This is a genomic window from Clostridium amazonense (assembly GCF_056431285.1).
The window spans coordinates 101804-121964 of record NZ_JBWKMH010000023.1; the positions used below are offsets into that span (position 1 = coordinate 101804).

Consider the following 20161-nt stretch of genomic DNA (forward strand, 5'->3'; position numbering starts at 1 on the left):
TAATTTTTGCTATTTAAAAGTTATTTCTAATATCCATGTAAAATTTATAATATGATCAATAGAAAAGGTTAGATCCAATGATTTTATATAATTAGTAAACTCATCTAAATTTGTATAATGTTTTGATTCTATAAAATCTACAAGATCTTTTCTATTTCTTTCATAAAATAAACTTTTACACTTTTCTTTTTCTAAATTATTATAAAACATAAAATCTGCAATTATAATTCTTCCATTGCTTTTTAAGTATCCTAACATATTGTTAAGTGCCTTTTTCTTTTCATCAGTATTTAAAATGTGAAAAGCATAAGTAGACACAACTATATCAGCAAAATTTCTTTTAAAAGGTTCATCTAAGAAATTTCCTAATTTTAATTTCATATTTTTAAATTTATTAGATGAATAACAAAGCATGTCCAAGTTATTATCAATACCTATAACATCTAAACTATCACTTAATTCACCACATAAATTACAAGTTCCGCAGCCTATATCAACTATGGAACTAGCATTATAGTTAAATATTCTTTGTTGTATCTCATACAAAACATCATCATATTTTTCAAATAGACCTAATTCATCATTAGTTTTATCATAAATCATCTTATTAAATTTTATAGCTTTAGTATTTGTCATGCATTATAAACCTCCTACTAGCTTGTCCATTCATGTTTTAATATGCCGTATTCATAAGTATCATTCCAGATAGGATTTCCTTCATCATCATATTTAAAAAATATATTTTGTTTTAAATGACCTTCACGTCTTAAATTTAATCGTTCTAATAATTTCCAAGAAGGAACATTAAGTGGGTTGCACATTGCAACTATTCTACGTGCATTTAAATTATTAAAGCCATATTCTAAAATTTTAGTGCAACTTTCTGTAGCATAACCATTTTTATGATATAAAATATTAAAGACATAACCAAGTTCCCACGTAAAAAATTCTAGTGGTTCTTGTCTTTGAAAATATATAGTTCCTATTAATTTATTACTATCTTTAAGACAAACAGCCCAAAAAGCATCTTCGTTTGAACGAAGGTAGGCTTCTTCTATACATTCATCTTCACTTTGTACATTATAAGGTTCATATTTCACAACTTCTTCATTAGAAAGACATTCATATAGGTCTTTCCAATCGCTAGGTGAGAACTTTCTTATAATTAATCTGTCAGTTTCTAAAGTATTCATTTATTTAAAGTACTCCTTAATTACGTAATTTTTAAAGGATTTCAAAGATAATCTTACACTTAATGGCATCTAAATTTTGAAGATTAACTTGGAATCCAATAGTTTGATGTGAAAAGTCTCAGATAAATTAATTTCAACTATTAGTTTGAAACTTTATAAAAAAAGAAGAAAAAAAGCTAACAATAAATAGTATAATACAATTAAACCATATATTTCAATAAAAGGATTATTTAACAACACAATGTTAATACTATATTCATAGTATATAGTAAATTTATAACATAATAAGTGTATAATTAACATTATATACATATTAAAGGTATATATAATTTTTATGTATAGCATACTGCTTTTTATTAGAGTTGAAAGTTGAGGTAGTTAATAATGATATGTGTATTAGTAGGTGCAATATTTTTAATTTTTGGAGTAGTACTAAGTAAATTTCCAGCTAACGATATAAATGGTACACTGGGATATAAAACACCTATGTCATCAAAAAATCAAGAAACTTGGGATGAGGCTCAAAAGCAAAGTGGAAAAAGCATGATTATATTAGGCTTAGTAAGTATAGTTTTAGGTTCAATTTTATGGTTTGCAATGAAGGAAAATATTACTTTTAGTATGCACATACAAATGTTAATTTGTAGTGGAGGAATTGTAACTATGATAATTTGTGATGAAATACACTTAAGAAAAATATTTAATAAGGATGGTAGTAGGAAAATAAATATTGATAAAAATGTTTAAGAAAATCTTAGAAACATGTAGTATTTGAAATATTACATATTAAAAAAAGTAAGGATGTGTTAAAGTATGATATCTTTATTAACAGGAATAGTATTTTTTATTTGTGGATTAATATTATATAAATTTCCACCTAAAAAAATAAATAGTTTTATAGGGTATAGAACGGATATGGCATACAAAAACCAAGATACTTGGGATGAAGCTCAAAAACAAGGTGGCAAAAGCATGAGTGTATTTGGAATAGTAAGTATGAGTATAGGAGGAATTTTAAATTTCACATTAGGGCTTGATGATGTAGTTAATTTAAATATACAAATGATATTTTTAGTTGTAGGATCTATACTTATGATAGTTTATGATGAAATTAAGTTAAGAAGAATATTTAATAAAGATGGTAGTAGAAAATAATTATCTAATAAAATGACGAGAAATCTCGCCATTTTTTATATTAAGAAATCTTAATTTCATTTTCTATATAATTTTTAATTGCAATTCGATATTCTTTTGGTCTATAATCCATTTCTTTAATAAGGGAAAGCATTTCTTCTTTAGAAACATATTTAACATCATCAACTTCAGATTTTTGTAGAACTAAATCTTGCACATTAACATCGATACATGCGATAAAGATATCAATAAGGTGATTGTATTTTTCCCAGCATACTCGTTTAATAAAAGTTATATCATTAAGATTTAAACCAAGTTCTTCACGAATTTCTCTTAGAATAGCTTCTTTTCCAGTTTCGCCAGCAATTACATGACCCATATGTATATCCCAACCACCAGGTAAAAATTCTTTCGTTTTTGCCCTTTGTTGAAGCAAAAATTCACCTTTTGAGTTATACAAATAAGCATGCACACCTAAATAATAATCATCATTAAAAACATCAGTTCCTTTAGGGGCTACTCTACCAGTAGGTATTCCATCTTTATTTAAAATATCAAAATATTCCATAAAAACTCCTTTCAGTCTCTGTTAAAACTTTTCTTAATGATTTACATAGAATATGCTCAAATTCAGGTAGAAATAGTTAATTTAATTACGAAATATAAAATTAAGCATCCTAATTAATATGAATTTATTGAAAATGTTCTATCCTAATAAAGGTTATTAGTTTTATCATCTAAAATCATATATATCTTTGAACCATTATTTTCTTTAGAGATATAATAGAATTTGTAGTCATGATTAAAATTAGGATGATATTCAATTGGAACATTTAAATTATTAAGAATTGATTTCACATCATCTTCTAAAATAAGGTTATTACTATCTTGCCAATTTAATGTAGTATGAACTTTTTTAGTGTCTCTATATTTAAGTATATGATATCTTTCACCATCACCATGGAAACTTGGACCACTATCAATTTCATATATTTCTTTTGAACATATTGGAATATCTATATCCTAGTTTGAATTTATAATGTTTGAATATCTATTAAATTCTTTGAAAAATGTAATACAAATTATTAATAAAATAACAATAAATATTAAAGCAGTATATTTCTTTTTCATTTAAAGCTCCTTTATATATTCTATAAATTTAATGCAACATAAAAATAGTTTTCTTTAAACTTTATATCAGCGCCAACATTTTGCCACATTTTAATAGAAGCAATATTGTTTTCTTGGATTTTAGCTGTGACATATTTCATGTTTTTAGATTTAGCATAATTTAAAAGTTCTTTAAATGCAGCAGTAGTATAGCCATTATTCCAATAAGAGCTTCCTATCCAATAACCAATTTGTGATTTCTTATTAACCATATCTTGTTTACTCAATGAAATTGTGCCTATGGCAGCATCATTAAGAACTATCGCAAATAATTCAGAATTTGTACTTTTGCACCATTCATAATTAGTATGAATAAATTCGTCTATAGATATATTAATATTTTTAGATCCTAAAGCTAATTGCAGCTTTTTATCATTATTCAAAAGATTTGTAAGGTGACAGTCATAATTCATTTGGTGACAGTCATCATTATTATTTGTAACTATTTTCTTTAGTTTTATATTATTCATTTTATACCTCAGAAATAAATTTTTTATTTATCTATTTAATTCTTCATCTACAAGTTTTTGAACACGACCAAAAGAAATTTCTTTATTTTCTCCACCTAAAGTTAAAAAGCTTTTTGCTAAATCTTCAACAGTAGGTTCTAATATATGCATGAATTCAGTATAAGCAAAGTTAAACTTAGGATCGGAGTCATCTTCTCCAAACACTGAATATAATAATCCCTCAAGCATTTGATCCATTCCCCATAATTTTAAATGTAAAAGTTCGTGGATAACGAGTGCTTCTAAATTTGTTTGTTTAGGATTAAATGTGTTTATAAGAAGAATAGCTTTTCGGTCAGTCATATCAATTTTTATATCACCACTTTTTCGCCATTCCACATCTACAAGTTCATATTTAATATCCCAATCTTTTAATCTTAAAATATCTTGCCATTTTATTAAATAATCTTTTACTAAAGATTCATCAAAAAACATATTAATACCTCCCAAAAGTATACGGAAAAATATGGTACAATATCTATTGTAGTATATTTTGAAAATTTATACAATATTTTCTTATTTAAAATAGAAATGAGGTATGTTTATGATTAATTTTTATGGTCAAGATTTTTCTAATAAAGTTGTGTTGGAGGTTGGAACTGGTAGGGGAGGAACCACAATAGAGCTTGCTAAATTTTTGAGCAAATTTAATGGATGCAAACTTATAACTACAGATTTAAATGATGATAACTTTGAAAAAATAGAAGAGGAAATAAGAAATTACGATGTACAAGTAGAGTTTATTAAAACAGATGGTTGTATACTTGAAGGTATTGAAAATAATTCAATAGATTTTTTAGTCTGTAATTATACTTTATGTTCAATAAACTCTAAATGTGGAAGTGAAATTTTAGCTATAAATAAATTTAATGAAGTTTTAAAAGAAAATGGAGCATTATACATAGAAGAAGAATATCCAATAGATATAGAAACAAATGATATGGAATATGTATGGAAAAGAAAATGGCAATTGCGTAGAGCAACTTCAATGTTATTAGGGGACAGTCATTTTAATGAAATTAATCCTTATATATTAGCAAAAATATTAGAACTTCAAGGATTTAAAGATATAGAATGGGAAAAGGACTCATCTAAATTTTTAGGAGATAATTGCTTAGAATTTTCGAATAATAGATTAAATAAAAAGCTAAACAAACTTGAAGATAAAGACATTGTAAATGGAATAAAAAAAGAAATGGAAAAATTAGAGGAATATGCAACAAGAACAAATGGAATGGAGGTTCCTATATATAAAATTATTGCAACAAAAATATGATTTATAGGTGACAGTCATCATTTGTTGGTGACTGTCACCTATATTTAAAAAATATTTTGTGCAAAATAAATTTGGACAAGTAATAATACATATAGTTTTATACAAAAGTATATTTTAGATTTATAAAAATAGGGCTTGTACAACAACAAAGTATTAAAGTAGAAAAATTTAATTCAAAAAAATTTATGTAGTTACATTTAGGGTATAAAAAATTTCTATTTATTTTCCTTATAAAATTTTTGAATTATATTTTTGGAGTCTGGGTTATGTAATATTAATTGAATTGCATCATTACAGAGCATACTAACTTGTTCAATAGAGATTCCACCAAGAAGAGAGGCAATTTCATAAGTACTTCTTCTTGTATATATTCCAGATAATAATGCAAAAAGGGCCTTTGGAAGTTTTACACCATGGGTATTTTTGCTTAAAAATGAGCTTTTTAGTATACCTGTTTCTTCTTCAATGAATTTAATTATTTGTTCTGTTTCAAAATCTCTTTTTAGGATGTTTCGAGTTACTTCAAATTCTATATTATTAATGTCTATTTTAAATTCTTTGTTTTTAAGTTTTATTTTTATAGAAAGGTCTAATTCTTTAAAGTGTTTAGCATTTTGTTCTAATGTATACTCAAAAAGTTGAGCATATGATTCAATAGCATAGTATATTTTTTTTGATAGAATGCTAAGTATGAAACTTTTATCAATTATTTCAAGTTCATCTTTTTCACCTAAGTAAAAACGCATACTTGAATATTTATAAGCTTGAGGTTGTGAACTAAATCTTATGGTATCTTTAGGATTAGCATGAATATACAATGAGGCTTTAAGTAAGTATTCATCAGATGTTATTAGCTCACTAAAAAATCTTTCTTTTAATAATGGTCCGTTTGTTTTCTTATTTTTATTGTAGTGTTTTGCATATCTGAGATTAATATTTTTCATTATATCTGAAATTTTTTCTCCGTTTGAGTCAATTATAAAATGAGCATGGGTATCCATTAGGCAATAAGCATAAACTACAAATTGATATTTTATTTTGCTTTCAGTTATTTTTTCAAGAAGTGCATCTTTATATGTATCGTTAGGAAATAGTGGTTTAGAATCAGATTGTTCTATAACTATATGATATATGACATTTATATTAATTATTCTTGCATGATGTGACAAAATAATCTCTCCATAATAATTATAATTATTATGGAGAGATTATTAACTATTATAAAATATTTAATCAAAATATTAGGATTAAATAAATAGGTTAAATAAATGATAGTCATAAGTAAAAGGCTTGGATATTATCCAAAGCCTTTAAATCAATAAATCTAGAATTAATTATACTTTTAGTAACAGCATGGTTTTCTTTTATGGCAACAGCAATGACAGCAGTCATTGTCATAATCATCATCGTAATGCTTTTTACAACATTTGTGATTACATCTGTCATCATAATCATCATAGCAATCATCATCATAATGTTTTTTACAACATTTTCTATCACAATAATCATCAGAGCATCTGTCACAAGATTTACGATGGCATCTATCGCAATAATCTTTTTTGAATTTATCTGAATTGTGGTGTTCACATTTATTTGAATTATGATGTTTAGAATTATCATAATAGTCATAATCACATTTGTAATAACAACAATAATCACACTTGTAGTAACAACCATGTTTTTTATTATCACAATAATCATGGTCGCATTTATCATAACAGTCATAATCATATTCTTTACAAGAATCGTGATCATATTTATCGCAGTAGTCTGACTCACACTTTTTAGAGTTATTATGATCACCTTTATTGCAGCAATCACATGTCCAACTATAACAATCTTTATGATTTATCATTAATTCCTACCTCGCTTTATATAATTTAAAGTAAAAATAAGGGTATAACAATTATTTTTACTTTAGAAGTAATTGTATTTATAGTATAATATATGAATTAGTATTTAATATGTTACATATTATATTAAAATTATGTCGAAAATATATAAATAGGAAGTTTGTAATAAAATAACGTAATAAAAGTTAAATATTTATAATAAATAAAATTATTTATTTAATGAAAAAGTTAAACTAAATGTTGAATTTCGGATATTTTTCAAAGTGTGATGATTATGAATTATATGCAAATATTAAAATTAAAGGCCTAATAAATTCACTGTTTTACAATAAAATAGCAAAGTATGTTAGAAAATTAAATGGTACTCTATGTTAGCATACAAGATCTATCATAAATATTTAAAAATAAAAGTTGCTTTTCGATTTAAAACTTTAATGTCTAATCTTAAGAAAATATTAAGAATTTGTTATGAAATAATGTAGAATTTAAAGTTATAATTATTATTGAAGAATTGAGAAAGTTTAATAGAATCTTAAAAATAATTTAAAATGTAGAAAAAGTTATAACAAGCTATTATAATATGTCTATTAATTAATGTTTGGTAAATTTGAGATTACAATTTTGTAATTTTAATGTAAAGAATTTGTAATGTAAATCAATTATATGAAATGTTAAAGTAGTGTAAAATAGATTTTAGATTAAAAAGGGATAAAATAGATTATATTTAGGAGTGGTTATTTTTGAAAAAAGAAAAGATTTTTAGTAGGAGAAATAAGATACTTATGCTAAAAAGTTTGATGGGACTTAGCATAGTAATATTTATTTTAATGCTACTTAGAAATGATGTTAATGAGATTAATTTTATAGAGTTAGGTGACATTATAAAAAATCAGAAGGTTTCAGTGGTTATGGGGTTTACTGTATTAGGGTTAGCAGCACTTGCAGTAACAACACTATATGATTTAGTGCTTTGCAAAGAACTAGGTATAGATATAGGGAAAATCAAAACATTTAAGGTATCTTGGATTGCTAATACTACTAATAACTTTATAGGTGCTGGAGGAGTTGCAGCTGGTGGACTTAGAACTGCTTTCTATAAAAAGGAAGATGTTTCAAGTGAAGATTCTTTTAAGATGACTTTTGTGATTTGGTTAACTACACTTACAGGGCTTTCAGGACTAATTTTAATAAATTCTAAATTTGCATATACACTTAATAATAAATTATTTTTTATCTTATCATTAATAATTGGATTATATATACCATTTTATTTATTTATAGATAAGATTCCTTATATTAAAAATAAATGTGAAGGAAAAATTATTCCAAGTGTATCAATCAAGATAAAAATGAAAATGATAGCAGTTGCAATAACTGAATGGCTTGTTGCAGGACTATTTTTTGCAATGATAATAAAGTATTTTGTACCGGAAGTAACACTTAGTGAAGGTATAGGTGTATTCTGTTTAGGTATAACTGTAAGTATATGTAGTTTTATACCAGCGGGCATAGGCTCATTTGATTTAACTTGTATATATGGATTTAAGCTTTTAGGAATAAGTTCTCCAGGTATTTTAAGTGGAATACTATTTTTTAGAATATTTTACTATATAGTTCCATGGCTTTTATCTATGGCAGCATTGGTAGTAGAATTTTTACATTCTAAAACTTTAAAGAAAAATAAGAAGAATTTAGCATTCTTAAATGAATTTGGAATAAAGGCATTAGGTGCATTAACATTATTTTGTGGAGCATTACTTTTAGTAACTTCAACAGTACCAATGTTACTTGATAGGTTTAAAATAGTGCATCAGTTTTTGTCTACGCCTATATTGCAATTTTCACAAGTTACAATAACAGGTATAGGATTTATATTAATAATACTTTCAAAAGGTATAATGGATAAAGTAAAAAGTGCATATAGAGCAACACAAATTCTTTTAATAGTAGGTGCAGTATTAACATTACTTAAAGGCTTCAACATAGAAGAAGCAATATTTTTAAGTTTAATAGCATTTCTTTTATATTTAGCAAAGGATAGTTTTTATAGAGAAAAATCTTCAATGAAAATAAAGACAGCTATTTTATCTTTTGTAACAATATTATTTATAAGTTTGTTTTATTTAGCTATATATAAAGTTATAAATAATGGACAGCCTTTATTAGGATATAATTCATTAATAGAAGATTTTATGTACAGTCCAAAAGCCATTTTTACGTACTTATTTATATTATTTATAATAGTTTTTATGATTCAATTTTTAAGTTTAAAAAAATTAGAGTTAAAAATGCCAGATAATGAAGATTTAGAAGAACTGAAGAAGTTTCTAGAGAAGTATGAAGGAAACAGTAAAACACATCTATTATTTTTAAAGGATAAGAATTTCTTTTATGCTATGGATAAAAAGGTATTAATTGCATTTAAAACATATGATGATAAGATGATAGCATTAGGTGATCCAATAGGCGATAAAAGTTTATTTAAAGAAGGTATTAGTGAGTTTAGAAAATTTGCAGATAAATATCACATGACACCAGTATTTTATGAAATAAATGAGGAAAATCTTCCTATATATCATGAAAATGGGTTTAACTTCTTTAAGTTAGGAGAAGAAGCTTTTGTACAATTAGAAGGTTTTAATTTGAATGGAAAGAAAAAAGCAGACCTTAGATATATAAAGAATAGAATTGAAAGAGGACTTTTTGAATTCGAAATGTTATATCCACCATTTGATAAGGAAATTTTAGAAAAAACAAAAGAAATTTCAGATAAATGGTTAGGAGATAGAAAAGAAAAGGGATATTCATTAGGATGGTTCAATGAAGAATATATAAATTTAGCACCACTTGGAATTGTAAAATGTGAAGGGGAAATAATAGCATTTGGTACTATTATGCCAAATTATGACAATAAAACTGTAGGAATAGATCTTATGAGATTAATTCCAAATCCACCTAATGGCACAATGGATGCTGTTTTTTACTCATTTATTAATTGGGCAAAAGAACAAGGATATAAGGAGTTTAATTTAGGAATGGCACCACTTTCAAATGTTGGAGTGAATAAATTTTCAAAAGTAAAAGAAAGAATGGGAAGATATGTATTTAATTATGGAAATAAAATATATAGCTTTAAAGGACTTAGAAGATATAAAGAAAAATTTGATCCAACATGGCATGGTAGATATTTAGCGTATCCAGCAAGCTCTAAATTACCATCAACACTTGTAGATCTTGCTAAATTAGTAGCAGAAAGTCCAAATTCAGATAAATAAAGAAATTTTAAATAGCTTTAACTTGAAATGAATTCTCAAGTTAAAGCTATTTTTATAATAAAAATCCATGTATCAAAAATTTTAAAAAGGTAAAACTAATTTTAAGCTTTTAGGTATTAGAAATTAAAATACATAAATCATAAAATAGTTTAACTTAAAGCTACACTAATAACTACTACCATAATAACGCCCTCCAGTTAAATAAATGAATAAATGTTAAAGTATATAATACCTAAAAGCTTATTTAAACCTAAAGGAAGGAGAGACTTTATGAGCAAACAGCATAAACCTAACAATTCACTACAAAAAGGTGAAAGAAGACAAAAGCTACATAAAAATCAAAATAACGTAGGTAATTCTAAAAATCCTCCAGAATATGAAAACTTTGAAGGTGAACCTATAGAATAAGTTAGTAAATAAATTTAAGGTGACCAAAAAGTCACCTTAAATTTATTTTAATTAGCTAGAAAGTTCTACCCATTTATTTAAGACTTCATCTAATTCATTTTGAAGAATTTCTTTTTCGCTAAAGCATTTATTTATTTCTTCATAATTAGGGCCTAATGTAAGCATATAATTTTCTAACTCTTGAATTTTAGATTCTAATACAGAAATTTTATCTTCTAGTTTTAAGGTATCATTCTCCAATTTCTTTTTTACATTTGTCCTAACAGGTCTAGTTTTCTTCTCTTTCTTTATAGAATTTTTTTGAGTTTCTTCAACTAGGTTTGCTTTTATAGTTTTATAATTATCATAGTTTCCTTCATAAATATTAAAGGCCTTATTTTCTATAGATATTATTTTTGTAGAAATTTTATTTATAAAGTATCTATCATGAGATACAAAGAAAATTGTACCTTTAAAATTTTGCAGTGACTTTTCAAGATTTTCAATAGATTCAATATCTAAATGATTTGTAGGTTCATCTAATATTAATAAATTAACTTCATTAAAAAGCAACTTAGCAAGTTTCAAGCGAGTTTTCTCACCACCAGATAGAGATTTAACTTTTTTATATACACTTTCACCAAAAAACATATATTTCGATAGATATTCACGTACTTCTCCATCTCTTAGATATAAATTGCCTCTAAAACAATCTAAAACATTTAGATTTTCATCTTCAAATTCAACTATTTGAGGAAGATAGCCAACTTTAACATTAGCACCTAAAGAAAGTACTCCATTATCTAAAGTTTCATCATTTAATAAAATCTTTAAAAGTGTAGATTTGCCACATCCATTTGAACCTATAAGAGAAACTCTTTCTTCATATCTTATAAGAAAATTACCATCTTTAAATAGTAATTTATCATCAAAGGATTTACTTATATTTATAGCCTTTATTACTTCATTTCCAGAACGTTCAGTGTCTAAAAATGAAAGATTCATATTCTTTTCTTTTAAATTTGGCTTATCTATTTTATCCATTCTTTCTATTCTTTTTCTCATATTTTCAGCTTTTTTATAAAACTTTTCTCCGCCACCTTCTTGAGCCCATTTACGGAATCTTTTATATGAATCTTCCATATCTTTAAGTTCTTTTTGTTGATCTTTATAATGTTTTAATTGAATTGATTTATTCTCATGTTTTTCACTTATATATTTAGAATAGTTGCCTTTATAAACAGTGCTTTCAAAGTTCTCAATTTCTACTATTTTATTCACAACATTATCTAAGAAATATCTATCATGAGACACTATAATTACAGATCCACTATAGGATTTTAAATAGCCTTCTAACCATTCCAGGGATTCAACATCTAAATGGTTTGTAGGTTCATCTAATAAAAGCATATCTGGACATTCTAAAAGTATTTGACCAAGCATTACTGTTGTCTTTTCACCACCACTTAAGGTGTCAAAATCTTTCTCTAAAAACGTATTTGTGATTTTTAAGCCACCACAAACTTTACTAAACTTTTCGTCTTTATCATAGCCACCCAATATAACATATTTTTCTTGTAAATTACTATATTTTGATAATAGTTTTTCAAGTTCTATACCTTTTGCATCTTTCATGCTTTTTTCTATAGATTTTATTTGTTTTTCTAAAGCATAGATGTCATTAAATGCTATATTCAAAATATCTCTAACAGTATGATTTTTATCATACTGTGGTATTTGTCTTAAATATCCAATAGTAGCATCTTTTCTTATGATGATATCACCTTTATCTATAGATTCTTCTTTTGTAATTAATTTCAAAATAGTGCTTTTGCCACATCCATTTCTTCCAACTAAGCCTACTTTTTCTCCTTTAAAAACTTCAAAGTTAATATTTTTTAGAACTAAGGTAGCTCCAAAATATTTTGATACATTGTTTAATGATAATTCACTCATTATAAATTCCTCCTAACATAATAAAAACCGAGCAAGTATAAATATAGATAGAACTATATTTCATTGCCCGGATTTTTTAGTAAGTTGAAAGAATTAAAGATAGAGTACATTTATCACTATAAATTATTAAAACTAATAAAAGATAACAAAAATTAATTACTTTAATCTTAATATTAAAAACAATACATTGTCTATTTTAAAACTGTTAATTTTAAAATAGAAATATTTAACAGCAACTTAAAAATAAGACTTTTACAGTAAAAAAGATAAATTTAAATTGTTTTACTATATAATACTAAGATTTTATTATTTATCTGAAATTTATAGTTTAAATCAACTTAGAGTTCCATATAAAAATCCGGGCAAGGTCATACTTACCCGGATAAATTTTCATTTAAAAATTTAAAAAGGTTAACCGGTGAAAGATGAACTACTTGCTTTATTCATAACACATCTAAAATTAGGCATAACAATACCGTTAGTAGCATAAAAATGCAGAGATCCTAACAGATATAGCTCTAATTTTTGACATCTTATATATAAAGCGAGTATTCATTTTTACACCTCCTTTTAACAAATAATATATTTATATTAATCAGTATAAAACTAAATACAAATAATATCAACAAAAACAAAGAAAATTCATAATTATTTCAAAATTACACAGTAATTAAGATACATATTTTTAGTATAGTATACATTAGAAATAGGATAATGTTGATTTTCTAAACTTAAAGTAATAAAATGAAAAAGTATAATAAAGAAAATTCAGAAAATATTAATGACACAGGGGGAATGTCATGAAAAGAAAGACAAACTTATTACAAACATATAGGGGACTACCAAAAGAGGTTTATATATTATTTTTTGGTAAAATGATTAATTGCATTGGGGCATTTGTTTTTCCTTTACTTTCTTTAATATTAACTCAAAAAATAGGATTAACAGTAAAGGAAGCAGGATCATTAGTAACCTTTGCAGCCATACTTCAAGCTCCTTGTATAATACTTGGAGGAAAGCTTGTTGATAGTGTTGGAAGAAAGAAAGTTATAGTTATTTTTCAAGGAATAGCTTCAATTTTATTTATAGTGTGTGGTTTTATAAATCCGTCTAAAAAACTTGCGTATATGATAATTGTAGTAGCCTGTTTTTCTTCTTTTGCAAATCCAGCATATGATTCAATGGTTGGAGATATTACAACTAAGGAAAATAGAAAAGCTTCATTTTCACTTATATATATGGGGCTTAACTTAGGATTTTCTGTGGGACCTATAATAGGTGGGTTATTATATGAAAATTATCTTCCGCTAGTTTTTATTGGAGATGCAATTACAACACTAATATCTTTAAGTCTTATAACTATCTTTATTAAAGAAACTCATGTTAAAAATGAAGATGAAAAAAATAGTAGTGATGAATTTGAAAGTGAAGAAAGTGGATCGGTTATTAAGGTGTTTTTAAAAAGACCAATACTTATATACTTTGCACTTATTATGCTTACTTTCCAGTTTGCATATTCTCAGTGGGGATTTGCTATACCTATACAACTTGGAAGTATTTTTGGAAGTAAGGGTGCTAAATATTTTGGACTTTTAAGTGGATGTAATGGAATATTAGTTATAATATTGACACCAGTATTAACTGCATGCACAAGAAAAATAGATATATTAAAGATAATATCTTTTGGTGGGCTTTTGTATGCTATTGCATTTGGGTTATGTGGATTTATAGAAATACTTCCAATGTTTTTTATGGCCATAGCTATAATGACATTAGGAGAAGTTGCTATTTCTACTAATAGTGGAACTTTTATAACTAATCTTACACCAGCTTCTCATAGAGGAAGAGTAAATGCTGTGATTCCACTTATTTATGGAACAGGAAATGCTATTGGACCATTTATAATGGGGAATATGCTTGAAAGTTATGGAGTAACAACATCCTGGATGGTGATTTCAATAGTTGTACTTGTAGGTTCAGTATTTATGTATTTATTAAGATTTAATAAGTTACTAAGAAAAAACTAAGGGAGATTATCTTTCTTCTCTCCTAGTTTTTTCATCATTTTTCATTTCCCATTGAATTATAATTGTCATAAGGGCTCTTAAAAGAATTATAGAACCTAAGATCACTATTTCGTCTAAACTTCTAATTAAAACAGTTTTTAAAATTTCAGCTCCCAGCTTAAATTCTAGTCCCGTAGCCATAGCATTTGCAAATTGATGTTTTACTGGATATTCTTCTTTTAAAATTAATCCCTTCAAGTAATGATAAAATGCTTTAAAACCACCAATAGTTATTACTGTTATACCCATAAATTCTAAAGCACTTATAATAAATGGGAGATAATGTTCAATTATATTTTCAATCATAAATTTCACCTAACTTTAATTTTGATTAATGCTATTATGTGTAGAAAATAATTTATATATTAAAGAAATAATTTTAAAATTATGAATTAAAACAATATTAGTATATAATGTAATTAGAAAATTATATAACTTTATTAGAAAGGACAGATTAAAATGAAAAATCCAATAGTTAACATGAAAATAAGAGATGGTAAAGAAATAAAAATAGAGTTGTATCCTAGTGAAGCACCAGAGTCAGTTAAAAACTTTATTGCGTTAATAAAAAAAGGTTTCTTTGATGGTTTATTATTTTGGAGAGTTGAAAATGATAAACTTATTCAAGGTGGATGTCCTGATAATGATGGAACAGGAACTCTTGGATATAGTATAAAAAGTGAATGTAAGGAAAATGGTGTAGATAATAATTTAAAATTTACAAGAGGAACTATAGGTCTTGGAAGATTTGAATTTAATACTGAAAATAGTGAGTTTTTCATTGTAACAGTAGATACACCACAATTAGATGGAAAATTTACATCTTTTGGACGAGTTGTAGAGGGAATGGATGAGGTAGATAGAATAAGTAAAATAAAAACAATAGAAATAGGATTTTTTCATAAAGCTGCAGAAGAAGTTGCTATTGAAAAAATGACTGTTGATACTTTTGGTGTGGAGTATGGTGAGCCAGAAAAATTACCAGGGTTTACAAAAGAAGAAATGGTAAAAAAGAATAACGATATAATTGAAGAAAGAAAAAAATCTGGTCATAAAGTTATATAACATTTATATTTTATATAAAGCCATGAATAATTTAATTTTATTCGTGGCTTTTTTAGCGTTAAAAGTAAAATTTAAATTAGAGATAACAGGAAAATTCATGATATGAATATTATGAATCTTGTGTATAAGGATATGTATAATAATAGTTGAATACAAAAATATATTAGTATAATTATAAAGTAATAATGTATAGAAAGATTATTTATTAGCGTCAAATATTAATTTTGTATGAATAAAAAATGAATTTATATTAAAAATAAGAAAAAATAGGTTTAAATATAAATTTTTATATAAAATGAACAAAATTTAAAATAAATAAGAGTATTTAAATACTATCTAAAAATAGTTTTTATGTGTTTCTATATTTAAATCTTAGGAAGAAGTGAGTAATATTTAGTATAATTTTTTATTTTTCACTCATACTTATTACTTGGTTTCAAATACAAAAATAGAAATAAATTGTAAGTTTAGTAGTATCATTTAATAAATATATTATTTTCATTTTGAACCTTTAATCCTATAGATAACTATAATGTGGATTTTAGAAATATAAATATATTTAAGTAATAGTATATTTTAAAGGGATTTTAGTTTAATATATTACATAAAAAAATTACATAAATTAGAATAAGTTGAATAAATTCCATAAAATATATACAAAATATTAACAAATTATTAGAAATTTCAAAAACTGTTGAATTCGTTGGCATATGCAAATATAATTTACCTATACAAATTTTAAGGCTTAAAATTATACTAAGCAAATGAATTTTTATTCAAAAATTATTAAAATATTGTAAATTAATACATAATAAATTATATCTATGGGGTTGATATAAGGTGAGAAACTTATAAAAAATTGAAAATGAGTTTGAAGCCTTATATAAAAAAGGGGGAAATAAAATTGAAAATTTTAAATGGAATCTTAAAACTTTCACCAGTTGCTATTTTAGTTGGGCTTATGTTAAGTGGTATGGAAATTTTAATAGCAGCACCAATTGCTACTTGCTGGGCTGCAATTGTAGCATATGTAACAGAAAAAATAAAATTTAATGAACTGGTAGATTGTTCAGTCGAAAATGTTAAATCAATGCAATTAGTATTTTTTATACTTATGTTTGCATATGCAATGGCATCAGCATTCATGGCTACAGGCGTTGGTGCAGCAATAGTAAATGTTGCATTGGAACTTGGACTTACAGCAAGGTCAGTAGCTGTAATAGGATTTTTAGTAACAGCAATATTATCTGTGGCAACAGGTACTTCATGGGGAACTTTTGCTGCATGTGCACCAATATTTTTATGGCTTTCACATATAGTTGAAGGAAATGTATTATTAACAGTAGCAGCAATTGCTGGTGGATCTTGTTTCGGTGATAATATAGGGTTAATATCAGATACAACGGTAGTCAGTTCGGGAATTCAAAAAGTTGAAGTTATAGATAGAATTAAAAATCAAGGAGTTTGGTCTGGAATTTGTCTTGTTATAACTGCAATAATATTTTATGTATTAAGCATATCAATGAAGCTTTCAAATGTAGCATCAGTTAATGCGGCATCAGCAATTGATTCAATTCCTAAAGATGTTTGGGCAGTTCTTGGAAAGAAAAGACCAGAAGCAGTAGATCTTTTAAATCAAGTTAAAGTGGGAGTTCCTTTATATATGATTATTCCACTAATAATTGTTATAGTAGCTGCAATAAAAGGAATATCTACAATAGCATGCTTATCTATGGGTATAGTATCCTCTTTATTATTAGGATTACTTGCAGGAACTACGACTATTCCTCAGTTTTTAAAGTTAGTTCAGGTAGGATTTAGTGATGCAGGAAAAACTGTAATTGTAATGATGATGTGGGTTGGAGCCTTTGGGGGTATAATGGCAAAAATGAAAGCTTTTGAGCCTATATCAAAACTTGTTATACTTGTATCTAGAAATGTAAGACAGTTAATGTTTTTTAATGGTTGTTTATCAATACTAGGAAATGCATTATTAGCAGATGAAATGGCTCAAATAGTTACTATAGGACCAATTATAAAGGAATTAGTAGATGAAAATGTTGAAGGTAGTGAAGAAGATATGTACAAACTTTATCTTAGAAATGCCACATTTTCAAGTGCACTTGGAGTATTTGGTTCTCAATTAATTCCTTGGCATGTTTACTTAGGATTTTATGTATCCATAGCTAATGCAGTATATCCACTATATAAATTTACAGCAATTTCATTTATTAGATACAATGTAATGGCCATAGTTGCAGTTGGTTCATTGTTATTACTTACAATAACAGGATTAGATAGGTTTATACCGTTATTTGGAATACCTAAAGAACCACAAGTTAAACTTAAAAAGAAAAATAGAGAAGAATATTATGAGGGATCTGTAGAAATAATGTAATTAATCAAAGAGCCATAGCGAAATAAAATTTTGATATGGCTCTTTCTATTTTGAATAAACTTACAAGTGATAATTGGATTTCCAATTTTAAAAAATGATTTTTTATTAAATTTGCACAGCAAATTAATTGAAAACAATATAAAAACATAGTTTTATAAAATATCCAAAGTAATAGTGATAGTTACTATTGAAACTATGATCAGTAAGAATATTATAATGGGGGAATTTATTCTCCAAAATGAACTTTTTATGGATAAATATTATACTGATTTTATTTGAAGTACAAATAAAACATTGTAGTGGGGATTTCAATCCACGGGATATTCACTATCACTATTCACTTTTCACTCTTACTTCTTACTTAGTTCCAAATATAATAATAGGAATAAACTACAACTCTAAAATTATCATTTTATAAAGCTATTATTTCAATTGAGAATTTTAATTAATTTAATTGAAAATGTAAAATTGAAAGTTGAAAGTGAATGTAAAAATTGGATTTCCAATTTTAAATAATGATTTTTTATTAAATTTGCAGAGCAAATTAGTGGAAAACAATATAAAAATGTAGTTTTTATGTATTTCTATTTTAAATATTAGGAATGAAATGAGTAATATTAACCATAACTGTCAATTGTCAATTTTCAATTGTAAACTGGTTCCAAACATGATAATGGAATAAACTGTAAGATTAGTACTATTATTTGAGAAAGACATTACTTTAAATTTGAACTTGGAACCCTATAGTGATAACAAAATGTTATTTGTAAATGATTACAGGTGATGCTAAAATTATGCAGGATATATTAAAAAATACAGTGTTTTTAATATATTTTTAAATTTAGTGTACATTAGGGGGAAACAAATGAGAAAAAATTTATACAAGATTTTAGTAGTAACTTTAATTGCTACATCTACAGTTTTATATGGTTGTGGAGCAAAGAATAATGATGTTAATGCAAATAGCAATAAAACAGTGGCTGAGTCAAAGGAAGTTAGTAAAGCTACTTATCCAGTAACAGTAAAAAATTATGATGGAAATGATTTAGTTGTAAAGGAAGAGCCAAGTAAAATTGCATCTTTAACATTAGGTATGGATGAAATGCTATTAGAAATTGTAGAAGATGATAAGGTTGTAGGATTATCAGGAAAAAATGCAGATGATAAAGCAGTATCAAATGTTGCAGATAAAGCAACAAAATTTCCTAAAATAGAAAATAATATTGAAGTGCTTTTAGCTCAAAAGCCAGATTTAGTTATAGGCTCAAGTTGGATTAAAAAAGAGTTTTTAGAGCAATTAAAAGAAAACAATATAACTTATTATGGATATAAAACTCCAGAAACAATAGAAGAGCAAAAAGAGATTATAATAGATTTATCTAAAATAGTTGGAAATGAAGAAAAAGGAAAAGAAATAGTTAAGGACATTGATACTAGATTAGAAAAAGTTCAAAAGACTATTAAAGATTCAAAATTTAAAGATGTAAAAGTTATGGCATATAATATGCATGGAAGTAGTAACGGAAAAAATACAATATTTGATGATATTGTGAAGAATATAGGTGCAGTTAATGTATCTTCAGAAGCAGGGCTTGAAGGTGTTGCAAAAATATCAAAAGAAAAAATAATAGAATTAAATCCAGAAGTATTAGTATTAATGGCATGGGAAAAAGATGATTTGAAAGAATTTGAAGCCTTTGCAGAAGACTTAAAAAACGATAAGAGTTTAGAAAATGTAGATGCAATAAAAAATGGAAGAGTGTATATTGCATCAAATAGATATATGACATCAGTTTCACAACACATAATAGAAGGTGTTGAATTTATGGCTGAATCCATATATAAGGATGTATATAAAAAATAGTTAAATAATTAAGAG

18 protein-coding genes are annotated in these 20161 nt (G+C 25.7%); 9 read left to right on the forward strand and 9 right to left on the reverse strand.

Annotated features, from left to right (window positions below):
- Positions 1-9: 9 nt before the first annotated feature.
- Both AC07E4_RS08690 and AC07E4_RS08695 read right to left on the reverse strand, forming a co-directional pair.
- Positions 10-636, reverse strand: coding sequence for a class I SAM-dependent methyltransferase (locus AC07E4_RS08690; protein WP_034440492.1), 627 nt, complete (start codon positions 634-636; stop codon positions 10-12).
- Between the two features lie 17 nt (positions 637-653).
- Positions 654-1193 (reverse strand): GNAT family N-acetyltransferase, encoded by a 540-nt coding sequence (locus tag AC07E4_RS08695; RefSeq protein ID WP_034440494.1) that lies wholly within the window; start codon positions 1191-1193, stop codon positions 654-656.
- Positions 1194-1577: 384 nt separating this feature from the next.
- On the opposite strand from AC07E4_RS08695, the gene AC07E4_RS08700 reads away from it, so the two are divergent.
- On the forward strand, positions 1578-1940 hold the full coding sequence (locus AC07E4_RS08700; RefSeq protein ID WP_034440495.1) for an SdpI family protein: 363 nt from the start codon (positions 1578-1580) through the stop codon (positions 1938-1940).
- Between the two features lie 66 nt (positions 1941-2006).
- Positions 2007-2348, forward strand: coding sequence for an SdpI family protein (locus AC07E4_RS08705; RefSeq protein ID WP_478216136.1), 342 nt, complete (start codon positions 2007-2009; stop codon positions 2346-2348).
- Between the two features lie 40 nt (positions 2349-2388).
- Here the strand turns inward: AC07E4_RS08705 and AC07E4_RS08710 are convergent, their stop codons facing one another.
- The 3 genes from AC07E4_RS08710 to AC07E4_RS08720 all read right to left on the reverse strand — a co-directional run bounded on the left by AC07E4_RS08710 (position 2389) and on the right by AC07E4_RS08720 (position 4441).
- Positions 2389-2895: an NUDIX domain-containing protein gene (locus tag AC07E4_RS08710; RefSeq protein WP_051540083.1), complete on the reverse strand. Its 507-nt coding sequence runs from the start codon at positions 2893-2895 to the stop codon at positions 2389-2391.
- Between the two features lie 583 nt (positions 2896-3478).
- Positions 3479-3967, reverse strand: a complete 489-nt coding sequence (locus AC07E4_RS08715; RefSeq protein WP_478216137.1) for a GNAT family N-acetyltransferase — start codon at positions 3965-3967, stop codon at positions 3479-3481.
- Between the two features lie 27 nt (positions 3968-3994).
- Positions 3995-4441: a hypothetical protein gene (locus AC07E4_RS08720; RefSeq protein WP_478216138.1), complete on the reverse strand. Its 447-nt coding sequence runs from the start codon at positions 4439-4441 to the stop codon at positions 3995-3997.
- Positions 4442-4550: 109 nt separating this feature from the next.
- On the opposite strand from AC07E4_RS08720, the gene AC07E4_RS08725 reads away from it, so the two are divergent.
- Positions 4551-5282 (forward strand): class I SAM-dependent methyltransferase, encoded by a 732-nt coding sequence (locus AC07E4_RS08725; RefSeq protein ID WP_478216139.1) that lies wholly within the window; start codon positions 4551-4553, stop codon positions 5280-5282.
- A 215-nt stretch (positions 5283-5497) separates the two neighbouring features.
- On the opposite strand, the gene AC07E4_RS08730 is transcribed toward AC07E4_RS08725, so the two are convergent.
- Together AC07E4_RS08730 and AC07E4_RS08735 are read right to left on the reverse strand one after the other, a co-directional pair.
- Positions 5498-6451 carry a transposase gene (locus AC07E4_RS08730; protein WP_478216140.1) on the reverse strand — a complete coding sequence of 318 codons (954 nt, stop codon included), beginning with the start codon at positions 6449-6451 and terminating at the stop codon, positions 5498-5500.
- 173 nt (positions 6452-6624) lie between these two features.
- Entirely contained in the window at positions 6625-7137 is a 513-nt protein-coding gene (locus tag AC07E4_RS08735) for a hypothetical protein (RefSeq protein WP_478216141.1), read from the reverse strand.
- A gap of 738 nt (positions 7138-7875) precedes the next feature.
- Here AC07E4_RS08735 and mprF point away from each other — a divergent pair.
- Both mprF and AC07E4_RS08745 read left to right on the forward strand, forming a co-directional pair.
- The gene (mprF, locus tag AC07E4_RS08740) at positions 7876-10410 is read left to right on the forward strand and encodes a bifunctional lysylphosphatidylglycerol flippase/synthetase MprF (protein WP_478216142.1); all 2535 of its coding nucleotides are present in this window, start codon (positions 7876-7878) and stop codon (positions 10408-10410) included.
- A gap of 270 nt (positions 10411-10680) precedes the next feature.
- Positions 10681-10818 (forward strand): clostri-philic family protein, encoded by a 138-nt coding sequence (locus AC07E4_RS08745; protein ID WP_187372127.1) that lies wholly within the window; start codon positions 10681-10683, stop codon positions 10816-10818.
- Positions 10819-10869: 51 nt separating this feature from the next.
- Here AC07E4_RS08745 and abc-f read toward each other — a convergent pair whose 3' ends face one another.
- Positions 10870-12753 carry a ribosomal protection-like ABC-F family protein gene (abc-f, locus tag AC07E4_RS08750; RefSeq protein WP_478216143.1) on the reverse strand — a complete coding sequence of 628 codons (1884 nt, stop codon included), beginning with the start codon at positions 12751-12753 and terminating at the stop codon, positions 10870-10872.
- A gap of 800 nt (positions 12754-13553) precedes the next feature.
- Between abc-f and AC07E4_RS08755 the strand changes: the two genes are divergently transcribed.
- The gene (locus AC07E4_RS08755) at positions 13554-14780 is read left to right on the forward strand and encodes an MFS transporter (protein WP_478216144.1); all 1227 of its coding nucleotides are present in this window, start codon (positions 13554-13556) and stop codon (positions 14778-14780) included.
- A 6-nt stretch (positions 14781-14786) separates the two neighbouring features.
- Here the strand turns inward: AC07E4_RS08755 and AC07E4_RS08760 are convergent, their stop codons facing one another.
- Positions 14787-15125 (reverse strand): DUF1622 domain-containing protein, encoded by a 339-nt coding sequence (locus AC07E4_RS08760; RefSeq protein ID WP_040327258.1) that lies wholly within the window; start codon positions 15123-15125, stop codon positions 14787-14789.
- Between the two features lie 153 nt (positions 15126-15278).
- On the opposite strand from AC07E4_RS08760, the gene AC07E4_RS08765 reads away from it, so the two are divergent.
- The 3 genes from AC07E4_RS08765 to AC07E4_RS08775 all read left to right on the forward strand — a co-directional run bounded on the left by AC07E4_RS08765 (position 15279) and on the right by AC07E4_RS08775 (position 20146).
- Entirely contained in the window at positions 15279-15884 is a 606-nt protein-coding gene (locus tag AC07E4_RS08765) for a peptidylprolyl isomerase (protein WP_478216145.1), read from the forward strand.
- Between the two features lie 904 nt (positions 15885-16788).
- Positions 16789-18282 carry a Na+/H+ antiporter NhaC family protein gene (locus AC07E4_RS08770; RefSeq protein WP_478216146.1) on the forward strand — a complete coding sequence of 498 codons (1494 nt, stop codon included), beginning with the start codon at positions 16789-16791 and terminating at the stop codon, positions 18280-18282.
- Positions 18283-19147: 865 nt separating this feature from the next.
- Positions 19148-20146, forward strand: coding sequence for an ABC transporter substrate-binding protein (locus AC07E4_RS08775; RefSeq protein ID WP_478216147.1), 999 nt, complete (start codon positions 19148-19150; stop codon positions 20144-20146).
- Positions 20147-20161 lie beyond the last annotated feature (15 nt).

Excerpts from the sequence above, each read along its gene's own strand:
- AC07E4_RS08690 (WP_034440492.1), bottom strand. The coding sequence starts at position 636 with ATGACAAATACTAAAGCTATAAAATTTAATAAGATGATTTATGATAAA.
- AC07E4_RS08695 (WP_034440494.1), bottom strand. The coding sequence starts at position 1,193 with ATGAATACTTTAGAAACTGACAGATTAATTATAAGAAAGTTCTCACCT.
- AC07E4_RS08700 (WP_034440495.1), top strand. The coding sequence starts at position 1,578 with ATGATATGTGTATTAGTAGGTGCAATATTTTTAATTTTTGGAGTAGTA.
- AC07E4_RS08705 (WP_478216136.1), top strand. The coding sequence starts at position 2,007 with ATGATATCTTTATTAACAGGAATAGTATTTTTTATTTGTGGATTAATA.
- AC07E4_RS08710 (WP_051540083.1), bottom strand. The coding sequence starts at position 2,895 with ATGGAATATTTTGATATTTTAAATAAAGATGGAATACCTACTGGTAGA.
- AC07E4_RS08715 (WP_478216137.1), bottom strand. The coding sequence starts at position 3,967 with ATGAATAATATAAAACTAAAGAAAATAGTTACAAATAATAATGATGAC.
- AC07E4_RS08720 (WP_478216138.1), bottom strand. The coding sequence starts at position 4,441 with ATGTTTTTTGATGAATCTTTAGTAAAAGATTATTTAATAAAATGGCAA.
- AC07E4_RS08725 (WP_478216139.1), top strand. The coding sequence starts at position 4,551 with ATGATTAATTTTTATGGTCAAGATTTTTCTAATAAAGTTGTGTTGGAG.
- AC07E4_RS08735 (WP_478216141.1), bottom strand. The coding sequence starts at position 7,137 with ATGATAAATCATAAAGATTGTTATAGTTGGACATGTGATTGCTGCAAT.
- AC07E4_RS08745 (WP_187372127.1), top strand. The coding sequence starts at position 10,681 with ATGAGCAAACAGCATAAACCTAACAATTCACTACAAAAAGGTGAAAGA.
- abc-f (WP_478216143.1), bottom strand. The coding sequence starts at position 12,753 with ATGAGTGAATTATCATTAAACAATGTATCAAAATATTTTGGAGCTACC.
- AC07E4_RS08755 (WP_478216144.1), top strand. The coding sequence starts at position 13,554 with ATGAAAAGAAAGACAAACTTATTACAAACATATAGGGGACTACCAAAA.
- AC07E4_RS08760 (WP_040327258.1), bottom strand. The coding sequence starts at position 15,125 with ATGATTGAAAATATAATTGAACATTATCTCCCATTTATTATAAGTGCT.
- AC07E4_RS08765 (WP_478216145.1), top strand. The coding sequence starts at position 15,279 with ATGAAAAATCCAATAGTTAACATGAAAATAAGAGATGGTAAAGAAATA.
- AC07E4_RS08775 (WP_478216147.1), top strand. The coding sequence starts at position 19,148 with ATGAGAAAAAATTTATACAAGATTTTAGTAGTAACTTTAATTGCTACA.